General features: G+C 71.8%; 21 protein-coding genes and 1 tRNA gene. 4 read left to right on the forward strand and 18 right to left on the reverse strand.

The genetic code is table 11. From position 1 onward, the window contains the following. Positions 1-35 precede the first annotated feature (35 nt). The 5 genes from ACXJKF_RS10980 to ACXJKF_RS11000 are packed head-to-tail and all read right to left on the reverse strand — an operon-like array spanning position 36 to position 4,664. The gene (locus tag ACXJKF_RS10980) at positions 36-833 is read right to left on the reverse strand and encodes an ABC transporter permease (protein WP_456787753.1); all 798 of its coding nucleotides are present in this window, start codon (positions 831-833) and stop codon (positions 36-38) included. Between the two features lie 50 nt (positions 834-883). Then, the gene (locus tag ACXJKF_RS10985; protein ID WP_456787754.1) at positions 884-1,675 is read right to left on the reverse strand and encodes an ABC transporter ATP-binding protein; all 792 of its coding nucleotides are present in this window, start codon (positions 1,673-1,675) and stop codon (positions 884-886) included. Between the two features lie 8 nt (positions 1,676-1,683). Continuing rightward, a complete protein-coding gene (locus ACXJKF_RS10990) occupies positions 1,684-2,856 on the reverse strand; it encodes an ABC transporter substrate-binding protein (RefSeq protein WP_456787755.1) in 1,173 nt (390 codons plus the stop codon). Between the two features lie 52 nt (positions 2,857-2,908). Beyond that, positions 2,909-3,592, reverse strand: a complete 684-nt coding sequence (locus ACXJKF_RS10995) for a flavin reductase family protein (RefSeq protein WP_456787756.1) — start codon at positions 3,590-3,592, stop codon at positions 2,909-2,911. Continuing rightward, positions 3,585-4,664, reverse strand: a complete 1,080-nt coding sequence (locus tag ACXJKF_RS11000; RefSeq protein ID WP_456787847.1) for a DUF1989 domain-containing protein — start codon at positions 4,662-4,664, stop codon at positions 3,585-3,587. Before ACXJKF_RS11000 ends, ACXJKF_RS10995 begins: the two co-directional genes overlap by 8 nt. A 137-nt stretch (positions 4,665-4,801) precedes the next feature. On the opposite strand from ACXJKF_RS11000, the gene ACXJKF_RS11005 reads away from it, so the two are divergent. Beyond that, positions 4,802-5,491 (forward strand): GntR family transcriptional regulator, encoded by a 690-nt coding sequence (locus ACXJKF_RS11005; RefSeq protein WP_456787757.1) that lies wholly within the window; start codon positions 4,802-4,804, stop codon positions 5,489-5,491. Positions 5,492-5,535: 44 nt separating this feature from the next. Next, complete coding sequence (locus ACXJKF_RS11010; protein WP_456787758.1) at positions 5,536-6,756, forward strand: amidohydrolase family protein; 1,221 nt, start codon at positions 5,536-5,538, stop codon at positions 6,754-6,756. 88 nt (positions 6,757-6,844) lie between these two features. Here ACXJKF_RS11010 and ACXJKF_RS11015 read toward each other — a convergent pair. From ACXJKF_RS11015 to ACXJKF_RS11040, 6 genes are all read right to left on the reverse strand, one after another. Then, a tRNA-Thr gene (locus tag ACXJKF_RS11015) sits at positions 6,845-6,917 on the reverse strand. Positions 6,918-6,950: 33 nt separating this feature from the next. Then, positions 6,951-7,430, reverse strand: coding sequence for a hypothetical protein (locus ACXJKF_RS11020; RefSeq protein WP_456787759.1), 480 nt, complete (start codon positions 7,428-7,430; stop codon positions 6,951-6,953). A gap of 43 nt (positions 7,431-7,473) precedes the next feature. Further along, entirely contained in the window at positions 7,474-9,045 is a 1,572-nt protein-coding gene (locus ACXJKF_RS11025) for an alpha/beta hydrolase (protein WP_456787760.1), read from the reverse strand. A 100-nt stretch (positions 9,046-9,145) separates the two neighbouring features. Next, positions 9,146-10,285, reverse strand: a complete 1,140-nt coding sequence (locus tag ACXJKF_RS11030) for a DNA polymerase III subunit delta' (protein ID WP_456787761.1) — start codon at positions 10,283-10,285, stop codon at positions 9,146-9,148. Beyond that, positions 10,282-10,908, reverse strand: a complete 627-nt coding sequence (gene tmk / locus ACXJKF_RS11035) for a dTMP kinase (protein WP_456787762.1) — start codon at positions 10,906-10,908, stop codon at positions 10,282-10,284. The genes ACXJKF_RS11030 and tmk overlap by 4 nt, the downstream gene beginning before the upstream one ends. Positions 10,909-10,937: 29 nt before the next feature. Continuing rightward, positions 10,938-11,945, reverse strand: a complete 1,008-nt coding sequence (locus ACXJKF_RS11040; protein WP_456787763.1) for a Gfo/Idh/MocA family protein — start codon at positions 11,943-11,945, stop codon at positions 10,938-10,940. 190 nt (positions 11,946-12,135) lie between these two features. On the opposite strand from ACXJKF_RS11040, the gene ACXJKF_RS11045 reads away from it, so the two are divergent. After that, positions 12,136-12,600 (forward strand): hemerythrin domain-containing protein, encoded by a 465-nt coding sequence (locus ACXJKF_RS11045; protein ID WP_456787764.1) that lies wholly within the window; start codon positions 12,136-12,138, stop codon positions 12,598-12,600. On the opposite strand, the gene topA is transcribed toward ACXJKF_RS11045, so the two are convergent. From topA to ACXJKF_RS11065, 4 genes are all read right to left on the reverse strand, one after another. Next, a complete protein-coding gene (gene topA / locus ACXJKF_RS11050; protein WP_456787765.1) occupies positions 12,601-15,321 on the reverse strand; it encodes a type I DNA topoisomerase in 2,721 nt (906 codons plus the stop codon). Between the two features lie 70 nt (positions 15,322-15,391). Further along, positions 15,392-16,339: a phosphatase PAP2 family protein gene (locus ACXJKF_RS11055; RefSeq protein WP_456787766.1), complete on the reverse strand. Its 948-nt coding sequence runs from the start codon at positions 16,337-16,339 to the stop codon at positions 15,392-15,394. 55 nt (positions 16,340-16,394) lie between these two features. Beyond that, the gene (locus tag ACXJKF_RS11060; RefSeq protein WP_456787767.1) at positions 16,395-16,766 is read right to left on the reverse strand and encodes a hypothetical protein; all 372 of its coding nucleotides are present in this window, start codon (positions 16,764-16,766) and stop codon (positions 16,395-16,397) included. Between the two features lie 118 nt (positions 16,767-16,884). After that, positions 16,885-17,856 carry an NAD(P)/FAD-dependent oxidoreductase gene (locus ACXJKF_RS11065; protein WP_456787768.1) on the reverse strand — a complete coding sequence of 324 codons (972 nt, stop codon included), beginning with the start codon at positions 17,854-17,856 and terminating at the stop codon, positions 16,885-16,887. A 67-nt stretch (positions 17,857-17,923) separates the two neighbouring features. Between ACXJKF_RS11065 and ACXJKF_RS11070 the strand changes: the two genes are divergently transcribed. Next, positions 17,924-18,535 (forward strand): helix-turn-helix domain-containing protein, encoded by a 612-nt coding sequence (locus ACXJKF_RS11070; protein WP_456787769.1) that lies wholly within the window; start codon positions 17,924-17,926, stop codon positions 18,533-18,535. On the opposite strand, the gene ACXJKF_RS11075 is transcribed toward ACXJKF_RS11070, so the two are convergent. The 3 genes from ACXJKF_RS11075 to ACXJKF_RS11085 form a co-directional block, all read right to left on the reverse strand. Beyond that, positions 18,523-19,587: a hypothetical protein gene (locus ACXJKF_RS11075; RefSeq protein ID WP_456787770.1), complete on the reverse strand. Its 1,065-nt coding sequence runs from the start codon at positions 19,585-19,587 to the stop codon at positions 18,523-18,525. The genes ACXJKF_RS11070 and ACXJKF_RS11075 overlap by 13 nt on opposite strands. Positions 19,588-19,830: 243 nt before the next feature. Then, complete coding sequence (locus ACXJKF_RS11080; RefSeq protein ID WP_456787771.1) at positions 19,831-20,931, reverse strand: ABC transporter ATP-binding protein; 1,101 nt, start codon at positions 20,929-20,931, stop codon at positions 19,831-19,833. Further along, complete coding sequence (locus ACXJKF_RS11085) at positions 20,928-21,920, reverse strand: ABC transporter permease (protein WP_456787772.1); 993 nt, start codon at positions 21,918-21,920, stop codon at positions 20,928-20,930. The genes ACXJKF_RS11080 and ACXJKF_RS11085 overlap by 4 nt, the downstream gene beginning before the upstream one ends. Position 21,921: the final 1 nt, after the last annotated feature.

Genomic DNA, 21,921 nt, shown 5'->3' on the forward strand with positions numbered 1-21,921 from the left:
ACCCCTGGCAATCACCCGCATCGCTTGTCGTTGCACTAGCCACGGGACTCGCGGGTCGCGTCGTACCAGGAACCGACCGCACGCTTTCCCAGCCACCCGAACACCACGAACACCACGACGCCGAAGAGCGACGCGACGATGATGGCTGCGAACAGCTGTGGCGACTGCACCTGCGCCTGGTAGCGGCTGATCAACGCTCCGATCCCCGGTTCGCCCTGACGGAAGAAGAAGTCGGCGACGATCGCGCCGACCACGGCGAGGCCGGCCGAGATGCGCATGCCGGCGAACAGGGCGGGCATGGCGGCCGGGAGCTCGAGCCGGGTGAGCACGACGAAGCGGCTCGCATGGTGCAGCCGGAAGAGGTCGCGTGACCGGGCGTCCACGGACTGCAGCCCGAAGAGAGTGTTCGAGACCACGGGGAACAGCGCGATCATCACGCAGACCACCACTCGGGCGAAGAACCCGAAGCCGAACCAGAACCCGATCAGCGGGATCAGCGCGAGAACCGGGATGCACTGGAGCATGACGGCGTAGGGGAAGAGGGAACGTTCGACCCAGCGCGCGTGCGCCATGGCGATCGCCCAGCCGACCCCGAGCACGATCGCGACGGCGAGCCCGGTCATCGCGACGACAGCGGTGCGTCCCAGGGCCTGCATGATCTCCTGGCGCACCTGGTCGTCGAGGAAGCCCTCGATCAGGACCTGGTGCGGAGGGGGCATGAGGAAGCGTCGGTCGGCATCGAGGAGCCCGTAGCTGATCAGGTACCAGATGCCGATCGCGAAGCCGAAGACGGCCAACGGCGGCCAGAGGTCGCGCAGAAGGTTCGTGGTCACGGTCCGCGGCGCCTGCGTCGGCCCGCCGTTTCTGGCAGCAGTGGTCATGGTCACCCGGAGTACCCCGATCTGAGTGCGGCACTGATGCGCTCGTTGAGAGCGGCGAACTCCGGGCTGAACCGGACGGTCGCGTCGCGGTCGAGCCCGAAGGGGACGTCGACCTCGTCCACGATGCGTCCTGGGCTGCCGGACATCACGACGACCCGGGTCGACATGTAGATGGCTTCCCGGACCGAGTGGGTGACGAAGAGACCGGCGAACCGACGGTCCGCGAAGATGCCGAGCACCTCGTCGTTGAGGCGTTCGCGGGTGAGCTCGTCGAGCGCCCCGAACGGCTCGTCGAACAGGAAGAGGTCAGGCTCCAGGGTGAGGGACCGGGCGAGCGACACCCGCATCTTCATGCCGCCCGAGAGCTGGTGCGGGAGGTAGTCCCGGTAGTCCGTCAGACCCACCGTCTCCAAGGCGTCCAGGGCGTTCGATCGCCGGGCCCTCCCCAGCGTGCCGTCGAGCTCGAGAAAGAGCTCGACGTTCCTGAGCACGTTCCGCCAGGGCAGCAGGTTCGCGTCCTGGAAGACGAACCCGCGGCGCTGCGCCTCCACGACCGCGGAGCCAGACGTCGGTGACGCGAGCCCGGAGGCGATGCCGAGGAGCGTGCTCTTGCCACACCCGGACGGCCCCACGACCGAGACGAACTCCCCGCGGCGGACGGTGAGGTCGACGTCACGGACGGCCTCGGCCCCACCGGGGTAGGTCATGCCTACCCCGGTGAAGTCGAGCATCGTGCCGCCCAGTGCCCGGGCGCCGCCCGCAGCGCCGGTTGCCGAGTCGGAGAGATGACTCATGCTGATGCTCACTCGCTGTCCGGGAGTCCGATGGTGGTGTCGAGGAAGTCGTTGGTGTACAGGTCCGTCGCCTCGAGTCCGTCGGCAGGCGCAGTCCCGTTCGCAGCCACGATCGGGCTGGCCAGGTCGAAGATCGTCTGGACCCGTGCCTCGTCGAAGTCGCCCAGCGTCGCGTTGGAGCCGTTGCTCACGAGCCCCAGCTCGAGCTGCTTGCTGGTGGAGTGCTCTGCCTGGGCCGTCGGGTAGACCCATCCGGTCGCGAACTTCTCGACCGCCTCCGTGATCAGGGCGTTCGTGCCGTCCGGGTCGGCGAAGAAGTCGACCGTGGACTGCTGGACGACCGGGACGAGCTCCTTCAGGCAGTCCGCCTCGGCTGTGACGTCAGCGGTCCGGACGGACAGCGCGACGGCGTAGAGGGGGTAGCCGGCGTCCGCGATCAGCTGGTACGCGACCGGCTTGGCCCACTGCTCGAGCTCGTTCTCGTAGACGAAGGGCTCGACGGTCGCGAAGCCCTGCTGGCCGTCCGTGCCGCCCGCCGCGATGAAGTTGCCGGGGGTCCCGTCGTAGCTGCCGTCGATCTGGCTCTCGTCCAGAATTCCGGCACCGACCAGGTAGTCCATCCAGGTGGCGCCGTCGAAGTACCGCACCTTCGCCCCGGTCGCCCCGAGCTCGGCGATCGTCTCGACGTCGGGGTAGGTCGCCGGGTCCCACATGACAATCCACGGCGCCTTCTCGAAGCTCGCCAGGACCGCCGTCGTCGGCATGTCGGCCGAGCTGGCGATCGCCTCGTCCGTGTTGACCCAGCCGAGCAGGATGTCCTTGTCGGTGTACATCTGGGCGGGGACGCCCTGGAAGCCGATCGCGGGACCGCCGGAGCGGATCTCGACATCGACGCCGGTCCACTCACCCCCGGCGAAGAGCGGTCCACGGACCACCTTCTTGTCCGCGTCGATCGTGGCGCTGGGACCGGCCAGGCCGTAGAGGCCGCCCATCTCCGACTCCGGGTTCCAGTCGGTCTGGATGACGACGGTGCTCGGGCACACGCCCGAGAGGTCGACGGCTCCGACGCTGAGCGTCTCGGACGACGACGGGGTTGCGGCGTCGGAGGATCCGCAGGCGGTGGCAGCCAGGCAGACGGCTCCGAGGACCAGGGCTGAGCGAGTCGCGCGGTCGGGCTTCATTGTTCTCCTTGGGGGGATGTGCCGTCAGGGCGGAGCGGCTCCGGTGGGAGTGTCAGAACTCGTCGATCTCGGTGACTCGACCGGGCTCACCTTCGCCGTCGGAGGAGAGGGAGAAACGGTCTCGGGTGGAGGTGTAGAAGCTGGCACCGAACCGCCCGACGGGTGCGTAGTCCTGCAGCCGCACGCGCCAGGTCTGTGTGTCGACCAGGCCGGCACGCGCATGCAGCCGGCGGATGCGGCCGAAGTAGATGTGCCTGCTCGCTGTGGCCATGCCCTCGAAGAGGGTGCACTCGAAAGCGACCGGGGCCTCGGCGATGCGTGGGGGGCTGACGACGTCGCTCGGCAGCGCGGTGAGCCCGACCGTCGCGAGCTCGTCGACGTGCGCCGGGAAGCGAGTCCCGCAGGCATGCATCTGTCGGACGATCGGCTCGTCCACGAGATGGACGACGAACTCCCCCGACGACTCGATGTTGGCGACGGTGTCCTTCTGGTCCCCGTCGTCCAAGCGGTTCACGCTGATCATGACCAGCGGCGGATCCTCACCGGCCATGGCGAACATGCTGAACGGCGCAGCGTTCGCGACGCCGTCCGGACTCACCGTCGTGACCAGCGCGATCGGCCGGGGCACGATCAGGCTCGCCATGAGCTTGTAGCGCTCGTAGGCACCGAGCTCGTCGAAGTCGACGACCGTGAACGCCGGTGCGGTCGGGGGCTGGGCCGTCACGCCCTCACGCATGGCTTGCCACCCACCACGACATGATGATGTCGCGCAGAGCGTCGCCGTCATCCTTGTACACGTCGTGACGCCGCACCCGTGAGAACGACAGCTCGTCGGACGCGTCGAGCTCGACCTCGAGCTCGACCATGCGCAGCGGTGTCCGTGGGAACGCAGAGACGTACGACGGATCGCGGACCAGAGCGCGGTCGGTCCGGATGTTCGGCTGGCGGAACTGGGCCGGGGTGCGCTGGCTGTCGTACTCGAGCAACGCCGGCACGGCGGCGATCTCAGCCACGGTGGGGGTCAGCACCTGCGCCAGGACCGGACGCATCGAGTAGTTGCTCGTACCCATGATGTCGTTGCCGCAGATGTTGGGCACCGCGAGGACGTCGACCAGCGCCATCAGCTCGACGTGGCTTCCCGGCGCGCTCGCCTGACGGACGATCTCGGGCATCCCGTCGGTGACCTGGGTCGCCATGAACAGGTTGAACGAGTCGTGGACGTCGTCCGGGGTGAGTCCGTACTCGCGCTGGGCCTCAGCCTGGATGTCGGCGCAGTTGGTGTGCTCGGAGAAGCCGTGCTTGGACTCGTACATGTTCGCGCTGCAGCGCGGGAACAGCGTGTCGTTGATACGCGCCGTGTCGGCCTGGAGGTACATCAGGGCTCGTTCACGCGGCGGAGCCGACCAGAGGAAGTCGCCCTGGCTCGGGTTGATCCCGTGCAGCGTGCGGGTCCGGCCCACGTGCATGAACTCGCGGTAGTCGTGAAGGTTGAACACGTTGAGGTCGACGCACTGGTCGCCGTCGATCTGCTCGACCCGGAGGATCTCGCCGGCTCTGACCTCGAGAGCGCGCCCGGTTCCAGGCTCGAGCACATGGTTCGTCACGATCGTGCGGACGGGCGTCGGAACGGCTGCGTCGTACCACGTCCACGGACGGCCGCTGGGTCGGGGGTGCGGTCGCCGGACGACTCCGGTCGCGGTCTCACGGATCGCAAGCCGGGCGAGCCCGCCACGGTCCGGAGCGACGCCGGCGTCGACGGACGCGTCGATCAGCTCGAGCTGCTGGTCGGTGAGGCGGAGCAGTGTCATCACGAAGCGGACCTCCAGTTGTGTATACGGAACTAGTAGAGACTGCATACGTTTCTGAAACATTGCGCATACGTAAGACCTGGGTTTCGAACCGGTTTCGCACGACGAAGGGCCGATTTCACGTATACGGTGCTGTTGTGACTGCTGCTGAACGCCCCGCAGACCGCGCCAACCACGCGTTCCTGAGCCTGCGCTCCGCGATCGCCGAGGCCGCTCTGCCTCCGGGTACGCGGCTGCCCGAAGATGTGCTCGCGCAGCAGTACGGCGTCAGCCGCACGTTGATCCGAGGCACGCTCGCGCGGTTGACCGCTGCGGGACTCGTCGAGACCGGGAAGGCGAAGTCCGCGCTGGTAGCCAACCCGTCACTGACCGAGGGGAAGGAGACGTTCGAGGTCCGCCGGTGCCTCGAGCGGCAGGCCGTGCGCCGCATCGCGAACAGCTGGCAGCCGTCGATGGGCGCCGTGCTGAGCGAGCACGTGACCCGCGAGCTCGCGGCGGCGGCGACGCCCAGCCCGCAGGTGTCCGGGCGGCTCGGAGCCGAGTTCCACATCCTGCTGGCAGAGCTGTGCGGGAACGCGCTTCTCGAGCGCTACCTGACCGAGGTCATCTGGCGCTGCGCGCTGATCCTTGCGGTGCATGGGCGCGCGCACGACCAGCGCGGATCCGTCGAGGAGCACCAGCGCCTCGTCGACCTGCTCGCCGCACGGGACGCCGACGGCGCCGACGCGCTCGTCGTCCAGCACGTCGCGGCCGTGGAGGAACGCACCCTGGCCGGCGTGGGCGCCGACGAGCACCTCGACCTTGCCTCGGTGCTCAGCCGGTACTGAGCCGGTACGCGCCACCACCACCGCGCTGAACCCCAGGAGCTGCTGTGAGCATCACGACCGTCCTTCAGGATGTCCGCCCGTGGGGCGGCGAGGCGCGCGACGTGCACCTCGACTCGTCCGCCATCCGCGCAGTCGTCCCCGTCGGGTCACCGGTCCCCGACGGGGCGACCGCCGAGCCCGGCGGTGGCAGGATCCTGCTGCCGTCGTTCTCCGACGTCCACGTCCACCTCGACTCCACCCGGATGGGTCTCCCGTACCGCCCCCGGACCGGGGGCAAAACCCTGTGGGAGCGCATCGCGGACGACCGGGCAAACTGGCGCTCCTCCGGCGCCTCCATCGCCGAGCTGGCCACCTTCACGTGGGGCCGGATGGTGGCGCAGGGCACCACCCGCGCCCGCAGCTACGCCGAAGTCAGTGCCGACTGCGGGCTCGAGCGGCTGCACGGCGTGCTCGCGGCCCGCGAGGCGCACGCCGACCGCGCCTCCCTCCAGGTGGTCGCCTTCCCGCAGGCGGGCCTGTTCATCGAGCGAGGTGCCGTCGAGCTCCTCGACGAGGCCCTGTCCCAGGGCGCCGACGTGGTGGGCGGGATCGACCCGTGCGGGCTCGACAAGGACCCGGTCCGGCACCTCGACACCGTCTTTGCGATCGCGCACAGGCACCAGGCGGACATCGACATCCACCTGCACGAAGACGCTGCTCTCGGGCTCTTCACGACCGGGCTCATCCTCGACCGCGTCGCCGCCCTGGACATGCGCGGACGGGTCACCATCGCCCACGCCCCGTGCCTGGCGTCCGGGCACTCCGACGTGCCCGGCGTCATCGCCCGTCTCGCCGAGCTCGACGTCTCGGTGACGCACGCGGCACCGCCCGGGCCGTGGGCGTTGCCGCTCGTCGCGCTGGCCGAGGCGGGCGTGCGCGTCGGCGTCGGCGAGGACGGTCAGCGCGACTACTGGTCGCCCTACGGCAACGGCGACATGCTCGAGCGCACATGGCAGCTGTCGTTCGCGCAGCGCTTCAACGACGACCCACTGATCGAGCACGCTCTGGCGGTCGCCACGTGGGGCGGGGCGACGATTCTCGACGCCACGCTGCCCCGCGTCACCGGGACGCTGGATCGACCGGGTACCGCCGTCGGCGACCCGTCGGAGCTCGTGCTCGTCACCGGCGACGCACCCGCCGCCGCCGTCATGGACCGCTCTCCCGACCGGGTCGTCCTCCACGCCGGTCGGGTGGTCGCCCGTGGCGGCCAGCTGGTCTCGCACTAGCGGACGGGCCACCGCGGGGTCGTTGCAGGCCCCCACGACGAAGGCCCCGCGCCAGCGTTTCCGCTGGTCACGGGGCCTTCATGGTGGGAGCCGCCTAAGAGAATCGAACTCTTGACCTTCTCATTACGAGTGAGACGCTCTGCCGACTGAGCTAAGGCGGCGTCGTCGGGATCCGTGGACCTCGGCGAGCCCGCTCACTGTACCTGGCCGACCCCCGGCGCTCCAAAGCGAGCACGGCAGGCGATGGCGGTCGCAGTGAGCGCCACGGCGTCCTCGGCGATCGCGGCCAGCACGCCGGGGAGCCGACCGACTGCCCACGCCCGCCAGGCGGCTCCGCCGTAGGCACCGGCGAGGCCGCCGATCCCGCCTGCGAGCGCCGGCACGACGGGGTTCGCACCGGCGCGCGCGGCGAGCATCGTCGCGCCGATCGCGCCCGAGGTCGCGCGGACCAGGGCACCGCCGTGCTCCAGCCGGCTGGGGGCGGTGGGGAGCTTGTCGCCGACCAGCTCGCCGATCACGCCGAGGGCCGCGGCCGCTCGGACGAGGGGTGGACGGCCGCCGGTGAGGGTCGGACCGGCGGGGCCGAGGGAGGCGCGCGCTCCGGCGGCCCAGCCGAGCAGGAGGGAGCGTGCCACCAGCGCGGTGCGGGCATCGTCGCGGGACGGGGCTGTCATCAGGACACCGTCACCTGCGGACGTGCGTGCGGCAACCCGAGGGTCAGCAGCGGGTGCCCTCGTCGGGGACGGCGCCGGTGAGCAGGTAGGCGTCGACGGTGTCGGCGATGCACGCGTTGGAGGAGCCGTACGCGGTGTGCCCCTCCCCCTCGTACGTCAGGAGGACGGCCGACGACAGGGTGCCCGCCAGCTGCTCGGCCCACCGGTACGGCGTCGCGGGGTCGTTGGTGGTGCCGACGACGAGGATCGGCGCGGCGCCCTCGGCGGCGTAGGAGTCAAGGCCGCCGACCTCGGGCACCGGCCACTGGGCGCAGACGGTGCCGCCGTAGCCGAAGAAGTAGCCGACGGTGGGCGCGGCGGCCTGGATCTCGGCCGCCTCCGCGCGCATCACGTCGAAGTCCGCGGAGTCGCGTCCGTCGAGGCAGTTGATCGCGTAGAACGCGACGGTCGAGTTGGTGCTGAACGTGCCGTCCGGCTGGCGGTCCGCGTACTGGTCGGCCAGCTGGAGGAGCATCGTGCCGTCGTTCTGGTCGATCGCGGCGGTCAGTGCCTGCGACAGGAGCGGCCAGTAGGACTGGGCGTACAGCGGGAGGGCGATCCCGTAGAACGCGAGCGACCGGGTCAGCACGCGGTCGCCGTCGGTGGGCAGGGGGTTGGCCTCCGCCCGCTCGAACAGCTCGGTGATCTGCGCGAGCCCGTCCTCGACCGACCCGTCGAGCGGGCACCGCGGGCCGGCCTGGCAGTCGGCGATGTAGGCGCGCAGCGCGTTCTCGAAGCCGACGGCTTGACCCTCGGCCGCCTCGGCGGAGGTCAGGTCGGGCGGGAGGGCGCCGTCGAGCACGAGCCGGCCGACCTTCTCCGGGAAGAGCGACGCGTAGGTGGCGCCGAGCGCGGTGCCGTAGGAGAAGCCCAGGTAGGTGAGCGTGGCGTCACCGAGGGCCGCGCGGAGCACGTCGAGGTCGCGCGCGGCGCTGACCGTGTCGACGTGGCCGAGCGCCTCTCCGGTGTTCTGCTTGCACGCGGCGCCGAGCTCGCCGTACATGTCGATGACGTCCTGGATCCCCGCATCGGTGGAGTAGTCGGGGTCGTAGGCCAGGATCTTGTCCAGCCCGGGTCCGTCGACGCACTCGACGGGGCTCGACCGCTGCACGCCGCGCGGGTCGAAGCCGACCAGGTCGAACTGCTGGGTGATGTCGTCGCTCACCATCGCCGCGACCTGGCTGACGAAGTCGACGCCGGAGGCGCCGGGGCCACCGCGGTTGAGCAGCAGGGAGCCGATCGGCTCGCCGCCGGTGGCCTTGGCCCGCGCGAGCGCGATCCCGATCGACGGCCCCGCAGGGTCCGCGTAGTCCAGCGGCACCTGCGCCGTGGCGCACTCACCCTGCGCGCACGTCGTCCACTCCAGCTGCTGGCCGTAGTAGCGCGCGAGGTCGCCCGTCACCTCGGGGGTCGGCGAGCCGGGGGTCGTGGTCTGGCCGGACGCCTGGTTCTTGGGGGGCACGCAGCCCGCGAGCAGCACGACCACGACGAGCACGACCGAGAGGAGGGCGGCGGTGCGGTGCCGCCGGTCGCGCGCGACGCCCGTGGGCGCGACGAGGCGGGCGGAGAGCGGCATGCGCCCACGGTAACCGTCCGAGCTGAGCGCCCGGCCCCGCGTCCGCCGGATGCGCGGGACCGTCACCCGATCTGCACAGCGCTGTGCCGGGCGGAGCCGGTCAGCCCTGCGGGCGCAGCGCCACGGCCATCGCCTCGACAGCGAGCAGCGGGGCGACGTTCCCGGCCAGGCGGGTCCGGGCCTGCCCCACCGCGTCCATCCGGCGCAGCGTCTGCTCGGCCGTGCTCGACCCGGCGAGGGTCCGCACCGACTGCTCGTGCTCGACGTTGACCAGCTCGACGCCCGCGCCCAGCTGCACGACGAGCACGTCGCGGTAGAGCGACAGCAGGTCGACCATCGCGCGGTCCAGCACGTCGCGCTGCGCCCGGGTGGCCCGGCGCTTCTGGTCCTCCTCGAGCTGCCGGACCTGGGTGCGCAGCGTCGGCGGCAGCGTCGCAGCACCCTCGGCACCCATCGACCGCAGCAGCTCCGCCTTCTCCTGCGCGTCCCGCTGCTCGGTCGCCGCCTTGGCGTCGGCCTGCGCGGTCTCGACGAGCTCACCGGCGGCCAGCACCGCGTCGCCGACCCCGCGGATCTTCGCCGCGATGCCCAGCACCGCGGACCGCCGCGCGCGCGCCTCCGGGTCCCGGGCGAGCCGACGGGCGATCCCCACGTGGCTCTGTGCGGCGCGGGCAGCGACCGCCGCGACCACCGGGTCGATGCCGTCCCGCGACACCAGCAGGGCGGCGACCGCGTCGACGGGCGGCACGCGCAGCGCCACGGAACGGCTGCGCGAGCGGATGGTGACCAGGACGTCCTGCGGGCTGGGCGCGCACAGGACCCAGACGGTCCGCCCGGCGGGCTCCTCGATCGCCTTCAGGAGCGAGTTGCCGCTGGTGTCGTTCAGCCGGTCGGCGTCCTCGATGATGATGACCCGGTAGCGCCCCTGCGACGGCGACCGCTGCGCGAGCTCCACCAGCGGCCGCGCGGTCTCCGCCCGGATGAAGACGCCCTCGGTGGCGACGACCGTGACGTCCGGGTGCAGCCCGCGCAGGGTGGTGGTGCAGTCGTGGCAGGTGCCGCAGCCGCCAGTCGAGCACTGCAGCGCCGCGGCGAACGCCCGGGCGGCGTTGGACCGTCCGGAGCCCGGCGGTCCGGTGAGCAGCCACGCGTGGGTCATCGCGGCCGGGTCCTCGATCGCGTGCCGCAGGACCTCGACCGCGGGCTCCTGGCCGACGACGTCGTCCCAGACGCTGGTCACGCGGCCACCCCGAGCAGGGCGGCGACGCGGTTCCTGACCGCCGTGGCGAGCGCGTCGACCGGCTGCGTCGCGTCGAGCACGAGCCAGCGCCCCGGCTCGGCCTCGGCACGTCCGAGGAACGCCTCGCGGGTGCGCCGGTGGAACTCGTCGCCCGCGCGCTCCAGCCGGTCGGGGTCCCCCGTCAGCCGAGCCTTGCCCGCGGCCGGGTCGAGGTCGAGCAGCACCGTCAGCGCGGGGAGCAGACCGTCGACGGCCCACAGCGAGAGACGCTCCACCTCGTCGGCCCCCAGGTCACGCCCGCTGCCCTGGTAGGCCACCGACGAGTCGAGGTACCGGTCGGTCACGACGACCGCGCCGCGGGCCAGCGCGGGGCGGACCAGCGACGCCACGTGGTGCGCGCGGTCGGTCGCGTACAGCAGCGCCTCGGTCCGGGCGTCGACGTGGTCACCGTGCAGCACCGCGTCGCGCAGCAGCAGCCCGAGCTCGGTGCCGCCCGGCTCACGCGTCAGCACGACCTCCCGGCCGAGGCCGGTCAGCCACTCGCCCAGCAGCCGCGCCTGCGTCGACTTCCCGGCGCCGTCGCCACCCTCGAAGGAGAGGAACAGGCCAGGGAGCGTCGTCACGTGCGTCAGGGTAACCGTCGGGTCCGACGTCACTCGCCCGGGTAGGTGACGCCGACCAGCGACCGGATCGTGTCCATCGTGCGCAGCACCTCGAGGGTGTTCTCCCACGTGAGGCGCGGGCTCTGCGTCGCACCGGCCGCGACCTGGCGGGCGACCTCCGCGGCCTCGTACTGCAGACCCTTGGTGCCGGGCTGGTCGAAGTCCCAGACGCGGCCGTCCAGACGCTGCACGCGGAACGACGTCGGGCCGTAGAAGCTGCCCTTGACCCAGATGTTGCCCTCGGTGCCGGAGATCGTCGCGATCGTCGGTGTCTTGGCCCACAGGGTGGTCGACAGGGTCGCCTGCGCGCGGTCGCCGTAGGACAGGACGATCGAGATCTGGCCGTCGACCCCCGTCGGCGTGAGCTGCCCGACGGCCTGCACCGCGTCCGGGACGCCCAGGAAGTCGTGCGCGAACGACACCGGGTACACGCCGAGGTCGAGCAGGGCACCGCCGGCGAGGGCGGGGTCGAACAGCCGGCTCTTCGGGTCGTACGTGAACGCCTGGCCGTGGTCGGCGGACAGGTTGATGATCTCGCCGATCTCCCCGGCGTCGATGACCTGGTGGAGCGCGTAGACGTGCGGCAGGAACCGCGTCCACATCGCCTCCATGACGAACACCCCGGCGGCGGCCGCGGCGGCGAAGACCTCCTCGGCCTCGCCCGCGTTGCGCGTGAACGCCTTCTCGACGAGCACGTGCTTGCCGGCGCGGATGGCCAGGAGCGCCTGCTCCTTGTGCTCGGAGTGCGGGGTCGCGATGTAGACGGCGTCCACCTGCGGGTCCTCGACCAGCTCCCGGTAGCCGACGTGCGTGGTCGGGATGTGGTGCGCCGTGGCGAACCGCTGCGCGCGGTCCCGGTTGCGCGAGCCGACGGCCACCAGCTGCGCGCGGGTGTGCGCGTTGACGGCCGACGCGAACGTCGCGGCGATGTTGCCGGCGCCGAGGATGCCCCAGCGGATCGGCGGAGCGGAGCGGGGGTCTTCAGCGCGATCAGCCATGGGCGACAACCTAGTACGCGACGCACGACGGTTCCGCCCGGTCCCGGTCCCGGTCCGTGCGCGCGAGACCGTCACTTCGACGCGAGACCGGCAGTTCGAGGTGACGTTCTCGTGCCGAAGTGACGGTCTCGCGGCCGCCGGCCGGACAGGCGGCGTTGACGTGGGCGCGTCCGCCTTGTTGGGTGTCCGGGTGCCCGACGTCCCCGACCGCCTCGCCGCCTGGGGCCAGGAGCTGGTCGAGGTGCACGACCGGCTGCGCGACGAGCTGGACCGGCTCCTCGACGGGCTCGACGAGAGCTCGGTGCTGACCCCTGACCTGCGCAGCCACTGCGTGGCGTTCTGTGGCGCCGTCGGCCGGCACCACACCAGCGAGGACCGGACCGCGTTCCCCGCGCTCGCGGCCCAGTACCCGGAGCTGCAGGACACCCTCGACGGTCTCTCCCGCGACCATCACGTGGTCGCGGGCCTCCTGCAGAGCATCGACGCGGTCCTGACCGGCAGCGACGACCTCGCGCGGGCGCGCAGCGAGATCGACGGGCTGGCCGCCATCCTGGAGTCGCACTTCCGCTGGGAGGAGCGCACGGTCGTCGCGGCGCTCGACGGCCTCCGGGAGCCGGGGCTGACCGCCGAGCGGCTCTACGGGCAGGACGTCTGACTACTTCTTGGCGGCGGCCTTGGGCTTCGCCGGGGCGCGGCGGGCGGGGGCCTTCTTCTTCGCGGGGGCCGACGCGCGCTTCTCCACCAGCAGCTCGATCGCCTGCTCGCGCGTGATCGACTCGGGCGTGAGGTCGCGCGGGAGGGTCCGGTTGGTGACGCCGTCGGTGACGTAAGCGCCGAAGCGGCCCTCCTTGACGGTGATCGGCTTCTCCGACGTCGGGTCGTCGCCCAGCTCGCGCAGCGGGGGCGCTGCGGTGGCGCCGCGACCGCGCTTGGGCTGCGCGTAGATGGCCAGCGCCTCGTCGAGGGTCGTCGTGAAGAGTGCCTCCTCGGAGGCGAGCGTGCGCGAGTCCGTGCCCTTCTTCAGGTACGGGCCGTAGCGGCCGTTCTGCGCGGTGATCTCGGTCCCGGACTCGGGGTCGACGCCGACCACGCGGGGCAGCGACAGGAGCATGAGCGCGTCGTCGAGCGTGACCGACTGGAGCGACATCGACTTGAACAGCGACGCGGTCCGCGGCTTCGGGGCGGCCGCCAGGGCGCGCTTCTGGGCGGCGGCCGACAGGGACGTGTCGATCTCCGGGTCGGGCAGGATCTCGGTGACGTACGGACCGTAGCGGCCGTTGCGCGCCACGATCTGCGTGCCGGTGACGGGGTCGGTGCCGAGCACCTGGTCGCCCTCGGGCTGCGTCTCCAGCAGCTCGCGGGCCTTCGCGACCGTCAGCTCGTCGGGCGCCAGCTCCTCGGGCACGGAGGTGCGCCGCGTGGTGCCGTCCTCGGCGGGCTCGGCGGCCGAGTCCTCCAGGTACGGGCCGTACCGGCCGACGCGCAGGACGATGCCCTCGCCGATCGGGATCGAGTTGACCTCGCGCGCGTCGATGTCCCCGAGGTTGGCGACGAGGTCCCGCAGACCCTCGCCCTCCTCGTTGCCCGTGCCGTCGCCGAAGTAGAACCGGGACAGCCACGCCACCCGGTCCTTGTCCCCCGCCGCGATCGCGTCGAGGTCCTCCTCCATCTCGGCGGTGAAGTCGTAGTCGACCAGCCAGTCGAAGTTCTCCTCCAGCAGCCGCGTCACGGCGAACGCGAGCCACGAGGGCACCAGCGCCTGCCCGCGACCGGTCACGTACCCGCGGTCCTGGATCACGGAGATCGTGGCGGCGTACGTCGACGGCCGGCCGATCCCGCGCTCCTCGAGCGCCTTGACCAGCGAGGCCTCGGTGTAGCGCGGCGGCGGGGACGTGCGGTGGCCGTCGGCGGTGAGGTCGGACGCGGACATCGGGTCGCCCTCGGCCATCTTCGGCAGGCGCGCGTCGTCCTTCTCGGCCGGGGCGTCGTCCGACGAGTCGTACCGCGAGACGTCGCGACCCTCCTCGTACGCGGCGAGGAAGCCCCGGAACGTGATGACGGTGCCCGACGCGGAGAACAGCACGTCGGTGCCGTCGGACGCCGTGGCTCCGAGGCGGACGGACGCGGTCTGCCCGCGCGCGTCGGCCATCTGGGAGGCGACCGTGCGCTTCCAGATGAGCTCGTACAAGCGGAACTGGTCGCCCGACAGCTCCTTGGCCACCTGCGCAGGGGTGCGGAAGTGGTCACCGGCGGGCCGGATGGCCTCGTGGGCCTCCTGCGCGCCCTTCGCCTTGCTCGCGTACACCCGGGGGGCGTCGGGGATGTACTCCGCGCCGTACAGCTCCGAGGCCTGCCGGCGCGCGGCGTCGATCGCCTGCGAGCTCAGCGACGAGGAGTCCGTACGCATGTAGGTGATGTAGCCGTTCTCGTACAGGCCCTGCGCGGTGCGCATGGTCTGCCGGGACGCCATCCGCAGCTTGCGCGACGCCTCCTGCTGGAGCGTCGAGGTGGTGAACGGTGCGGCCGGGCGGCGCGTGTACGGCTTGGTCTCGAGCGACGCGACGGAGAACGCGGAGTCGGCCAGCCCGGCGACCAGGGCGGTGGCCCGGGCCTCGTCCAGGTGGGCGACGTCGGCGGCGCGCAGCTGTCCGGTGTCGAGGAAGTCGCGTCCGGTGGCGACGCGGCGGCCGTCCACCGACGTCAGGCGTGCGTCGAACGACGGCTCGGCGTCGTCGGCGACGGCGAAGGTCCCGGTCACGTCCCAGTAGTCGGCGGCGACGAACGCCATGCGCTCACGCTCGCGCTCGACCACCAGCCGCGTCGCGACGGACTGCACGCGGCCCGCGGACAGTCCCTGCCGGACCTTGCGCCACAGGACCGGGCTGACCTCGTACCCGTACAGCCGGTCGAGGATGCGTCGGGTCTCCTGGGCGTCGACCAGCCGGTCGTCGAGCTCGCGGGTGTTGGCGAGCGCCCGCTGGATGGCCTCGGGGGTGATCTCGTGGAACACCATGCGCTTGACGGGGACCTTGGGCTTGAGCTCCTGCAGCAGGTGCCAGGCGATGGCCTCGCCCTCGCGGTCCTCATCGGTGGCCAGGAAGAGCTCGTCGGACTCCTTCAGGAGCTTCTTGAGCTCGCTGACCTTCTTCTTCTTGTCGGCGTCGACCACGTAGTACGGCGCGAACCCGTTGTCGACGTCGACGGCGAACTTGCCGAAGGGGCCCTTCTTCATGTCCGGGGGCAGCTCGGAGGGCTGCGGCAGGTCGCGGATGTGCCCGACGCTCGCCTCGACGTCGTACCCCTCACCGAGGTACCCGGCGATCGTGCGCGCCTTGGCAGGCGACTCCACGATCACGAGCTTGCGCCCTGCAGACATCAGTCAGGCCCTTCTCAGACTGCGACGGGCCGGTCGACCCGTGCGACGTTGGGGACTCTACGGCGTCCGGTCAACCCCGCGGCAATCGCGATGCCGCGGCCTGGCGCAGCAGCAGCATGATCGCGAACGCGAAGCAGGACGCCATCAGCACGCCTGCGGCACCGCCGAGGTAGGCCGTGACCTCTTCCGCGCGAGCGTCCAGGTCGTCCAGGTTCTGCCACGTGTGGGACAGCGCGACGACGGCCGACGCACCCGCCCCGACCCCGACGACCAGCAGCCCCGCGACGACACCGCGCATGGTCGCCGGCGTCGGCGGCCGGTCGACCGAGAGCCGCAGCGCACCCGTCGCCGTCGACGCCCGCGCGGGGGTCAGGGCGACCAGCGCGCACGCGATCGCCGTCCAGGCGAGCACCACGAGGACCGCCGCGACGACGTCCGACGGTCGGTGCCACTGGCCGATGAGCGTCGAGATGCCCGTGGCCGTCGTGTAGCCGGCGCCGAGCACCGCCGCCCACGGGCGGACACGCGGCGGCACGACGAGGAGCAGCGCCGCCGAGACGGAGGCCGCCGCGGTGGTGTGCCCGCTGGGCAACGTGTTGCCGTAGTCCGCCTCGACGTCGAGGTCCGGGCGGTACAGCACCCACTTCTTCAGCACCTGCGTCGTGAGGTTCGCGCCGATCATCAGGACCGCCACCTGGACGGCGAGCGACCAGCGGCGCCGCAGGACGGCGATGACCATCGCGGCGATCAGGACGGCGACCATGAACCCGACGGAGACCACGTCGAGCACGCGCTCGGCGACCACCCACAGCCGCGTCTGGCCGTGCAGGGCCCCCTGGAACGCCGCGTTCTCCACCTGCTGACCGGCGAGGGTGTCCACGAACACCCGCCACAGCAGGTAGACCCCCGCGAACGAGAGCACCGCGACAGCGATCGCCACCGCGACCACGACCCCGCGGCGGTCCCCGGCGTCGGGGGCCCGGCGCACGGGCGCGGGGAGGGTGGGGGCGTTGCTCACCGGACAACGGTAGGTCACCCGCGCGGGTGCACCGGGCGCTGTTCCGACGTGCGGATCACGGGACGGGCGTCGGCTCCCCCGGCCCGACCACGACGGCGTGGCGGCAGCCGCCGAGCCGGGCGCGCGCGTCGTCGTCGGCGTTGATGCACAGCAGGCACCCGCCGCGCCGTTCCAGCTCCCAGCCGGCCTCGTCGATCGCGTCCGCGGCGCGCCCGCTGCGCAGGGTCATGGCGGCGAGGTCGAGCACCACGAGCGACGCCGACGCGGCCAGGACGCCCAGCAGGTCACGGAGCCGGCCGACGTCGGCCCGCCCGAACGACCCGGCCGGGCGCACGTTGGCCGTGATCCACGCCGGCGCGGCGTCGGCCTGGCCGGTGCCGCGCCGGCTGACGGGTGCGTCCGGTACGTCTGCGGTCACCGTGCTCATGGCGGGCCTCCCGGCTCTGTCGGTCACGCGGTCGTCCACGTGCTCGACCCCCACCTCACCCACTGCACCTGTGGAACGCCTGGACGTGACCGGCTCTTTACCTGTGCCATCGCGCCGCTCAGGCGGCAGCCGCGACCGCGCGGACCGTGTCCTGCGCGATCAGGTCCATGTTCAGCGCGGCCGCCGCGCGCGTGCCGGCCGCCATCGCGCCGGTCACCTGCGCCATGAGGTCGGTCGCGTTGCCGGCCACCCAGACCCCGGGCACGGACGACGCGCCCATGAGGTCGGTGGCCGCGTGCTCGCCGACGCCCATCTCGTGGGGCACCGCCGTCAGGCCGAGGCCGGCGAGCCCGTCGAGCCGGGCGACAAACCGCGGCATGACCGTGAGGGCGGACCGCGCGACGACCTCGCCGGACGCCAGCCGCACCCCGGTGAGCCGTCCGTCGACCGACAGCACCTCGGCGACGACCCCGGGCACCACCCCGATCCCGAGCGCGGCGAGCTGTTCGGCCTGCTCGGGCGTCGGCTCCGGTGCGGTGTGCTGGAGCAGCACGACGTCGTCGGACCACTGCCGGAACAGCAGCGCCTGGTGCACCGCGCGCTCGGACGTGGCGAGCACCCCGATCGGCTGGTCGCGCACCTCCCAGCCGTGGCAGTACGGGCAGTGCAGCACGTCGTGGCCCCACCGCTCGCGCAGCCCGGGGATCGCGGGCAGGTCGTCGACGAGCCCGGTGGCCACGAGCAGCCGTCGCGCCCGCTCGGTGGTCCCGTCGTCGAGGGTCACGACGAACCCGCGGTCCTCCTGCGCAGCGTCGCTGCCCGTCGGGGCCGACCCGCCGTCGTCACGCACCGCCGCCACGATGCGCCCCTGCCGCAGCGACCCGCCGTAGCCCGCCAGCTCGGCCCGACCGCGCGCGAGCAGCTCCAGCGGGGAGACGCCCTCCTGCCCGAGGAGCCCGTGCACCCCGTCCGCGGGCGCGTTCCGGGGCGAGCCGTCGTCGATGACCAGCACCGACCGCCGGGCCCGTGCCAGCGTCACCGCCCCGCTCAGACCCGCAGCACCACCACCGATGACGATCACGTCTCTCATGCGGCAAGCATCCGGCGGCCCGTCGTCAACCGGCAAGCATCGTTGCCGAAGTGGCAAACTGCGACGCATGGATGACGTCGACCAGCTGATGCGCACCGTCGGCCCCCGGCTCCGGGCCGTCCGCCAGCAGCGCGACCTGACCCTGGCGCAGGCGTCCGACGCGACCGGCATCTCGGTCAGCACCCTGTCCCGCCTGGAGTCCGGCACCCGCCGTCCGCAGCTCGAGCTCCTGGTCCCGCTGGCCGCCCTGTACCGGGTGCCGCTCGACGAGCTCGTCGGCGCCCCCGCCACGGGCGACCCGCGCATCCACCCCCGTCCCGTGATCGAGCACGGCATGACGGTCATCCCGCTGTCCCGACGCAGTGGCGGCCTCATCGTCTACAAGCTGGTCCTCCCGCCCGGCGGCCCGCACCCCGACCCGGAGACGAACTCGCACGAGGGCTACGAGTGGCTGTACGTCATCGACGGCCACCTGCGCTTGGTGCTCGGCGAGCACGACCTCGTGCTGCCGCCCGGCGAGGCCGCCGAGTTCGACACCCGCGTCCCCCACTGGTTCGGGAACGAGACCTCCCAGCCCGTCGAGCTGCTGAGCATCTTCGGCGCCCAGGGCGCCCGGGTGCACGTTCGTGCACGGCCCACAGACCGGCGACGAGGGGACGCGCCTCGTCAGTCGGGGTAGTCGCCCTCGGGCACGAGGTTGGCGCCCAGGTCGACGGCGAGCATGCGCAGGGGTGCGATGAGGTGTTCCCAGGACTCGATGGTGGGGTCGATGGGTTGGAGGTGGATTGCCCGGAGGTGGCGCTTGTGGGTGAGCGTCATGAGCTGGGCGACGCCGTCGGCGTGGAGGAACTCCTCGCCGCTGAGCAGGTCTGCGACGCTCAGGTCCTCGAACCCGCCGTCGCGCAGCGCCTCGGCCACGCGGTCGGCTGGCAGCGGGGCCAGCAGGCCGGGGTCGTCGAGGCCGTCGCCGGGGCCCTTGGCCAGGATCATGTCCGACCAGTCCCCCACCTCGCGCACTACCGGGTCCGGGGCGGGTGCGGCCTGCGCTTGCTGCCACCAGGCCCACGGTGAGATACGGGCAATCTCCGGGATCGGCGGAAGATCCGCATCCAGGTACGGGGTCAGCACCGAGCCCAGTGGCTTCTGCTTCATCCGCCCCAGATCCTTGGGAAGCCGCAGAACGAGCATCCGGTGGAGCTGGCCGGAGTCGTAGTTGTTCAGGCGGATCACGCCATTTGATGCTGGGAGCGCCCAGTGCAGCTGCACACCCCAGTCCTGGCCTTTGGGGCGATGGGGGTCCTTGCGTCCGCGCAGCACGAGCTCGGTCTGATGGTGATCTCTCTCCCTGGCGCCGAGGGGCCCCCGGTAGACCTGCCAGCTTGTGTCCGGATGCAACCGGGTGACCGCCAGGCGCAGGTAGTGCACCAACCGGTCACCACCAACGAGCGACTGCCGGATCCGCTCTCTGGACGCCTCGTCGCTGGGCATCAAAAGCTCGGGGTCGGTCGAGGGTGTCAGCCCGTCGGTCAGGCCACGGAAGTCGGCCCGTGCGAGCTCCACGTACCACTCCCACAACGGCACCAACGACGCGAGCGAGGCGTCCATCTGGTCCACCGGACCACCGGTGGCCACCATCCACTGCGCGAGCTCGCGCAACAGGTACGGCTCACGAGCGACCACGTGGTCACGGAACTCGGTGGCCTGCGCCAGCGACAGCGTCGGGAAGTCCACGTCTACCTCGGTCCATCGATGTCGCAGGGCTCTGACGACGATCGAGATCGCCGGGGCCCGCGCTGGTGCCACTGGGCCCTTCAGATCATCGGAACGAAGCGCGCTCGACTGGAGCGATCGGCCTCCTTCGTCAGCGATCACTGGAGCGGGAGCGCCTCGCTCGACACCCACCGCTCAGAGAAGGGGGCCGCCCCGCCCCCCGCTAGCAGCCCTGTGGAGAGGGAGCGGGGGGCAGGGCGGGGATCAGCGGACCGACAGCTCCACCGGGACGGGCTGCGGCTCGAACCCGGCGGCGGCGACGGCGGCGGGGTCGTGCCGCAGGCAGGCGACCGACCGGCGCGGGTCGTCGCCCTCGACCAGCGGCGCGACGAGCTCCGGGGTGATCGCCGAGCACGCGTCGAAGACGTGCGCGCACCGGTCCCGGTACGGGCAGCCGCTGGGCAGGTTCGACATGTCCGGGGGTGAGCCGGGGATGCCGGTCAGCTCGCGGCGCGGCCCGCGCAGGGGCGGGAACGAGTGCAGGAGCGCGTCGGAGTACGGGTGCCGCGGGCGGCGGTACATGTCCTGGGCGGAGGCGTCCTCGACGATCTCGCCGGCGTACATGATCGCGATGCGGTCGGCGATCTCGATCAGCAGCGACACGTCGTGCGTGATGAAGATGACCGAGAACCCGAGGCGGTCGCGCAGCTCCGCGATCTGCTCGACGATCTGCCGCTGCATGACCACGTCGAGGGCCGTCGTCGGCTCGTCCATGATCAGCACCTGCGGGTCGAGCGCGAGGGCCATCGCGATCATCACGCGCTGCCGCATGCCGCCCGAGAGCTGGTGCGGGTAGTCGCGCAGCCGGTCCGCGGAGATGCCGACGAGCTCGAGCATGCCCGCGGAGCGCTCCAGGGCCTCCTTCTTGGAGACGCCCGGCAGGTGCGCCCGGATGGCGTCGGCGATCTGCCGGCCGATCCGGTGCACCGGGTTGAGGGAGTTCATCGCGCCCTGGAACACGATCGCGAGGTCCTGCCAGCGGGTGGCCCGCAGGTCGGCGTCGCTGAGCGTGAGGATGTCGGTCTGCTGCCCGCCGCGGTCGGTGAAGACGACCTCGCCGCCGGTGATGAGGCCGGGCGGCGGCAGCAGCCGGGTGGCCGCGTACGCGAGCGTCGACTTGCCGCAGCCGGACTCGCCGGCCAGGCCGAGCACCTCGCCGCGGTTGAGGGTCAGCGACACCTGGCGCAGCACGTGCGTCGGGTCGTCGTCGTACCCGTAGTCCACCGAGAGGTTCTTGATCTCCAGGACGGGGTCGGTGGCGGCGGCGTTGGCCCGGAAGGCCCGCTGCGTGGTGACGGCACTCATGCCCTGTCCTCCTTGGCCTCGTAGACGACCGGCGTGAAGCCGATGCGCGGACGGATCTTGCGCTTGCGCATCGAGCGGGCGTTCAGGCCCACCGAGCGCAGGCGCGGGTTGACGAACTCGTCGATGCCGAAGTTGATGAGCGTCAGCGCCATGCCGAGCAGGGCGATGAGCAGACCGGCGGGGACGAACCACCACCACGCGCCACGCTGCAGGGCGAGCTGCGCCTGCGCCCAGTACAGGACGGTCCCCCAGTTCCACTCGTTGGTCGGCGTGATGCCGACGAACGACAGCGTGATCTGGGACAGCACGGCGAACCCGACGGTGCCGACGAAGCCCGCGGCGATGATGGCGGTGAGGTTGGGCAGGATCTCCGCGGAGATGATCCGCCACGTGCTCTCGCCGTTGGCGCGCGCGGCCTCGACGAAGTCGCGTCTCCGTAGCGAGAGGGTCTGCGCCCGCAGGACGCGGGCACCCCACGCCCACCCGGTGAACGCGATGACCAGGGCGACGGTGAGCCCGCCGGCCGACGGGAGCTGCCCCGCGATGATGATGATGAGCGGCAGCTGCGGGATCACGAGGAACACGTTGGACAGCGCGGAGAGCGACTCGTCGCCGATCCCGCCGATGTAGCCCGCGGTGACGCCGACGATCACGCCGATCACCGTCGCGACCGTCCCGGCCACGAACCCGACCACGAGCACGCTGCGCGTGCCCAGGATCAGCTGGCTCATGACGTCCTGCCCCTGGTGCGTGGTGCCCATGAGGTGCTGCCACGACGGCGACTGCAGGATGTCCGCCGACCGCGCGTTCGGGTCGTACGGCGCGATCCACGGCCCGATGATCGCGATGAGGAAGAAGAACCCGAGGATCGCCAGGCCGGTCAGGGCCTTCGCGTTGCGCATGAAGAGGAACCGGCGCTTGCCCTGGCGGGGCGTCGTCGACTCCGGGGAGATCTCGAGGTCCTCGAAGAATGCGGCTTCGACGGTCATG

Source organism: Cellulomonas sp. P5_C5 (assembly GCF_054049655.1).

Coding starts and splice junctions, on each gene's coding strand:
- ACXJKF_RS10985 (WP_456787754.1), bottom strand. CDS start 1,675: ATGAGTCATCTCTCCGACTCGGCAACCGGCGCTGCGGGCGGCGCCCGG.
- ACXJKF_RS10990 (WP_456787755.1), bottom strand. CDS start 2,856: ATGAAGCCCGACCGCGCGACTCGCTCAGCCCTGGTCCTCGGAGCCGTC.
- ACXJKF_RS10995 (WP_456787756.1), bottom strand. CDS start 3,592: ATGCGTGAGGGCGTGACGGCCCAGCCCCCGACCGCACCGGCGTTCACG.
- ACXJKF_RS11000 (WP_456787847.1), bottom strand. CDS start 4,664: ATGACACTGCTCCGCCTCACCGACCAGCAGCTCGAGCTGATCGACGCG.
- ACXJKF_RS11020 (WP_456787759.1), bottom strand. CDS start 7,430: ATGACAGCCCCGTCCCGCGACGATGCCCGCACCGCGCTGGTGGCACGC.
- ACXJKF_RS11025 (WP_456787760.1), bottom strand. CDS start 9,045: ATGCCGCTCTCCGCCCGCCTCGTCGCGCCCACGGGCGTCGCGCGCGAC.
- ACXJKF_RS11040 (WP_456787763.1), bottom strand. CDS start 11,945: ATGGCTGATCGCGCTGAAGACCCCCGCTCCGCTCCGCCGATCCGCTGG.
- topA (WP_456787765.1), bottom strand. CDS start 15,321: ATGTCTGCAGGGCGCAAGCTCGTGATCGTGGAGTCGCCTGCCAAGGCG.
- ACXJKF_RS11060 (WP_456787767.1), bottom strand. CDS start 16,766: ATGAGCACGGTGACCGCAGACGTACCGGACGCACCCGTCAGCCGGCGC.
- ACXJKF_RS11065 (WP_456787768.1), bottom strand. CDS start 17,856: ATGAGAGACGTGATCGTCATCGGTGGTGGTGCTGCGGGTCTGAGCGGG.
- ACXJKF_RS11070 (WP_456787769.1), top strand. CDS start 17,924: ATGGATGACGTCGACCAGCTGATGCGCACCGTCGGCCCCCGGCTCCGG.
- ACXJKF_RS11080 (WP_456787771.1), bottom strand. CDS start 20,931: ATGAGTGCCGTCACCACGCAGCGGGCCTTCCGGGCCAACGCCGCCGCC.
- ACXJKF_RS11085 (WP_456787772.1), bottom strand. CDS start 21,920: ATGACCGTCGAAGCCGCATTCTTCGAGGACCTCGAGATCTCCCCGGAG.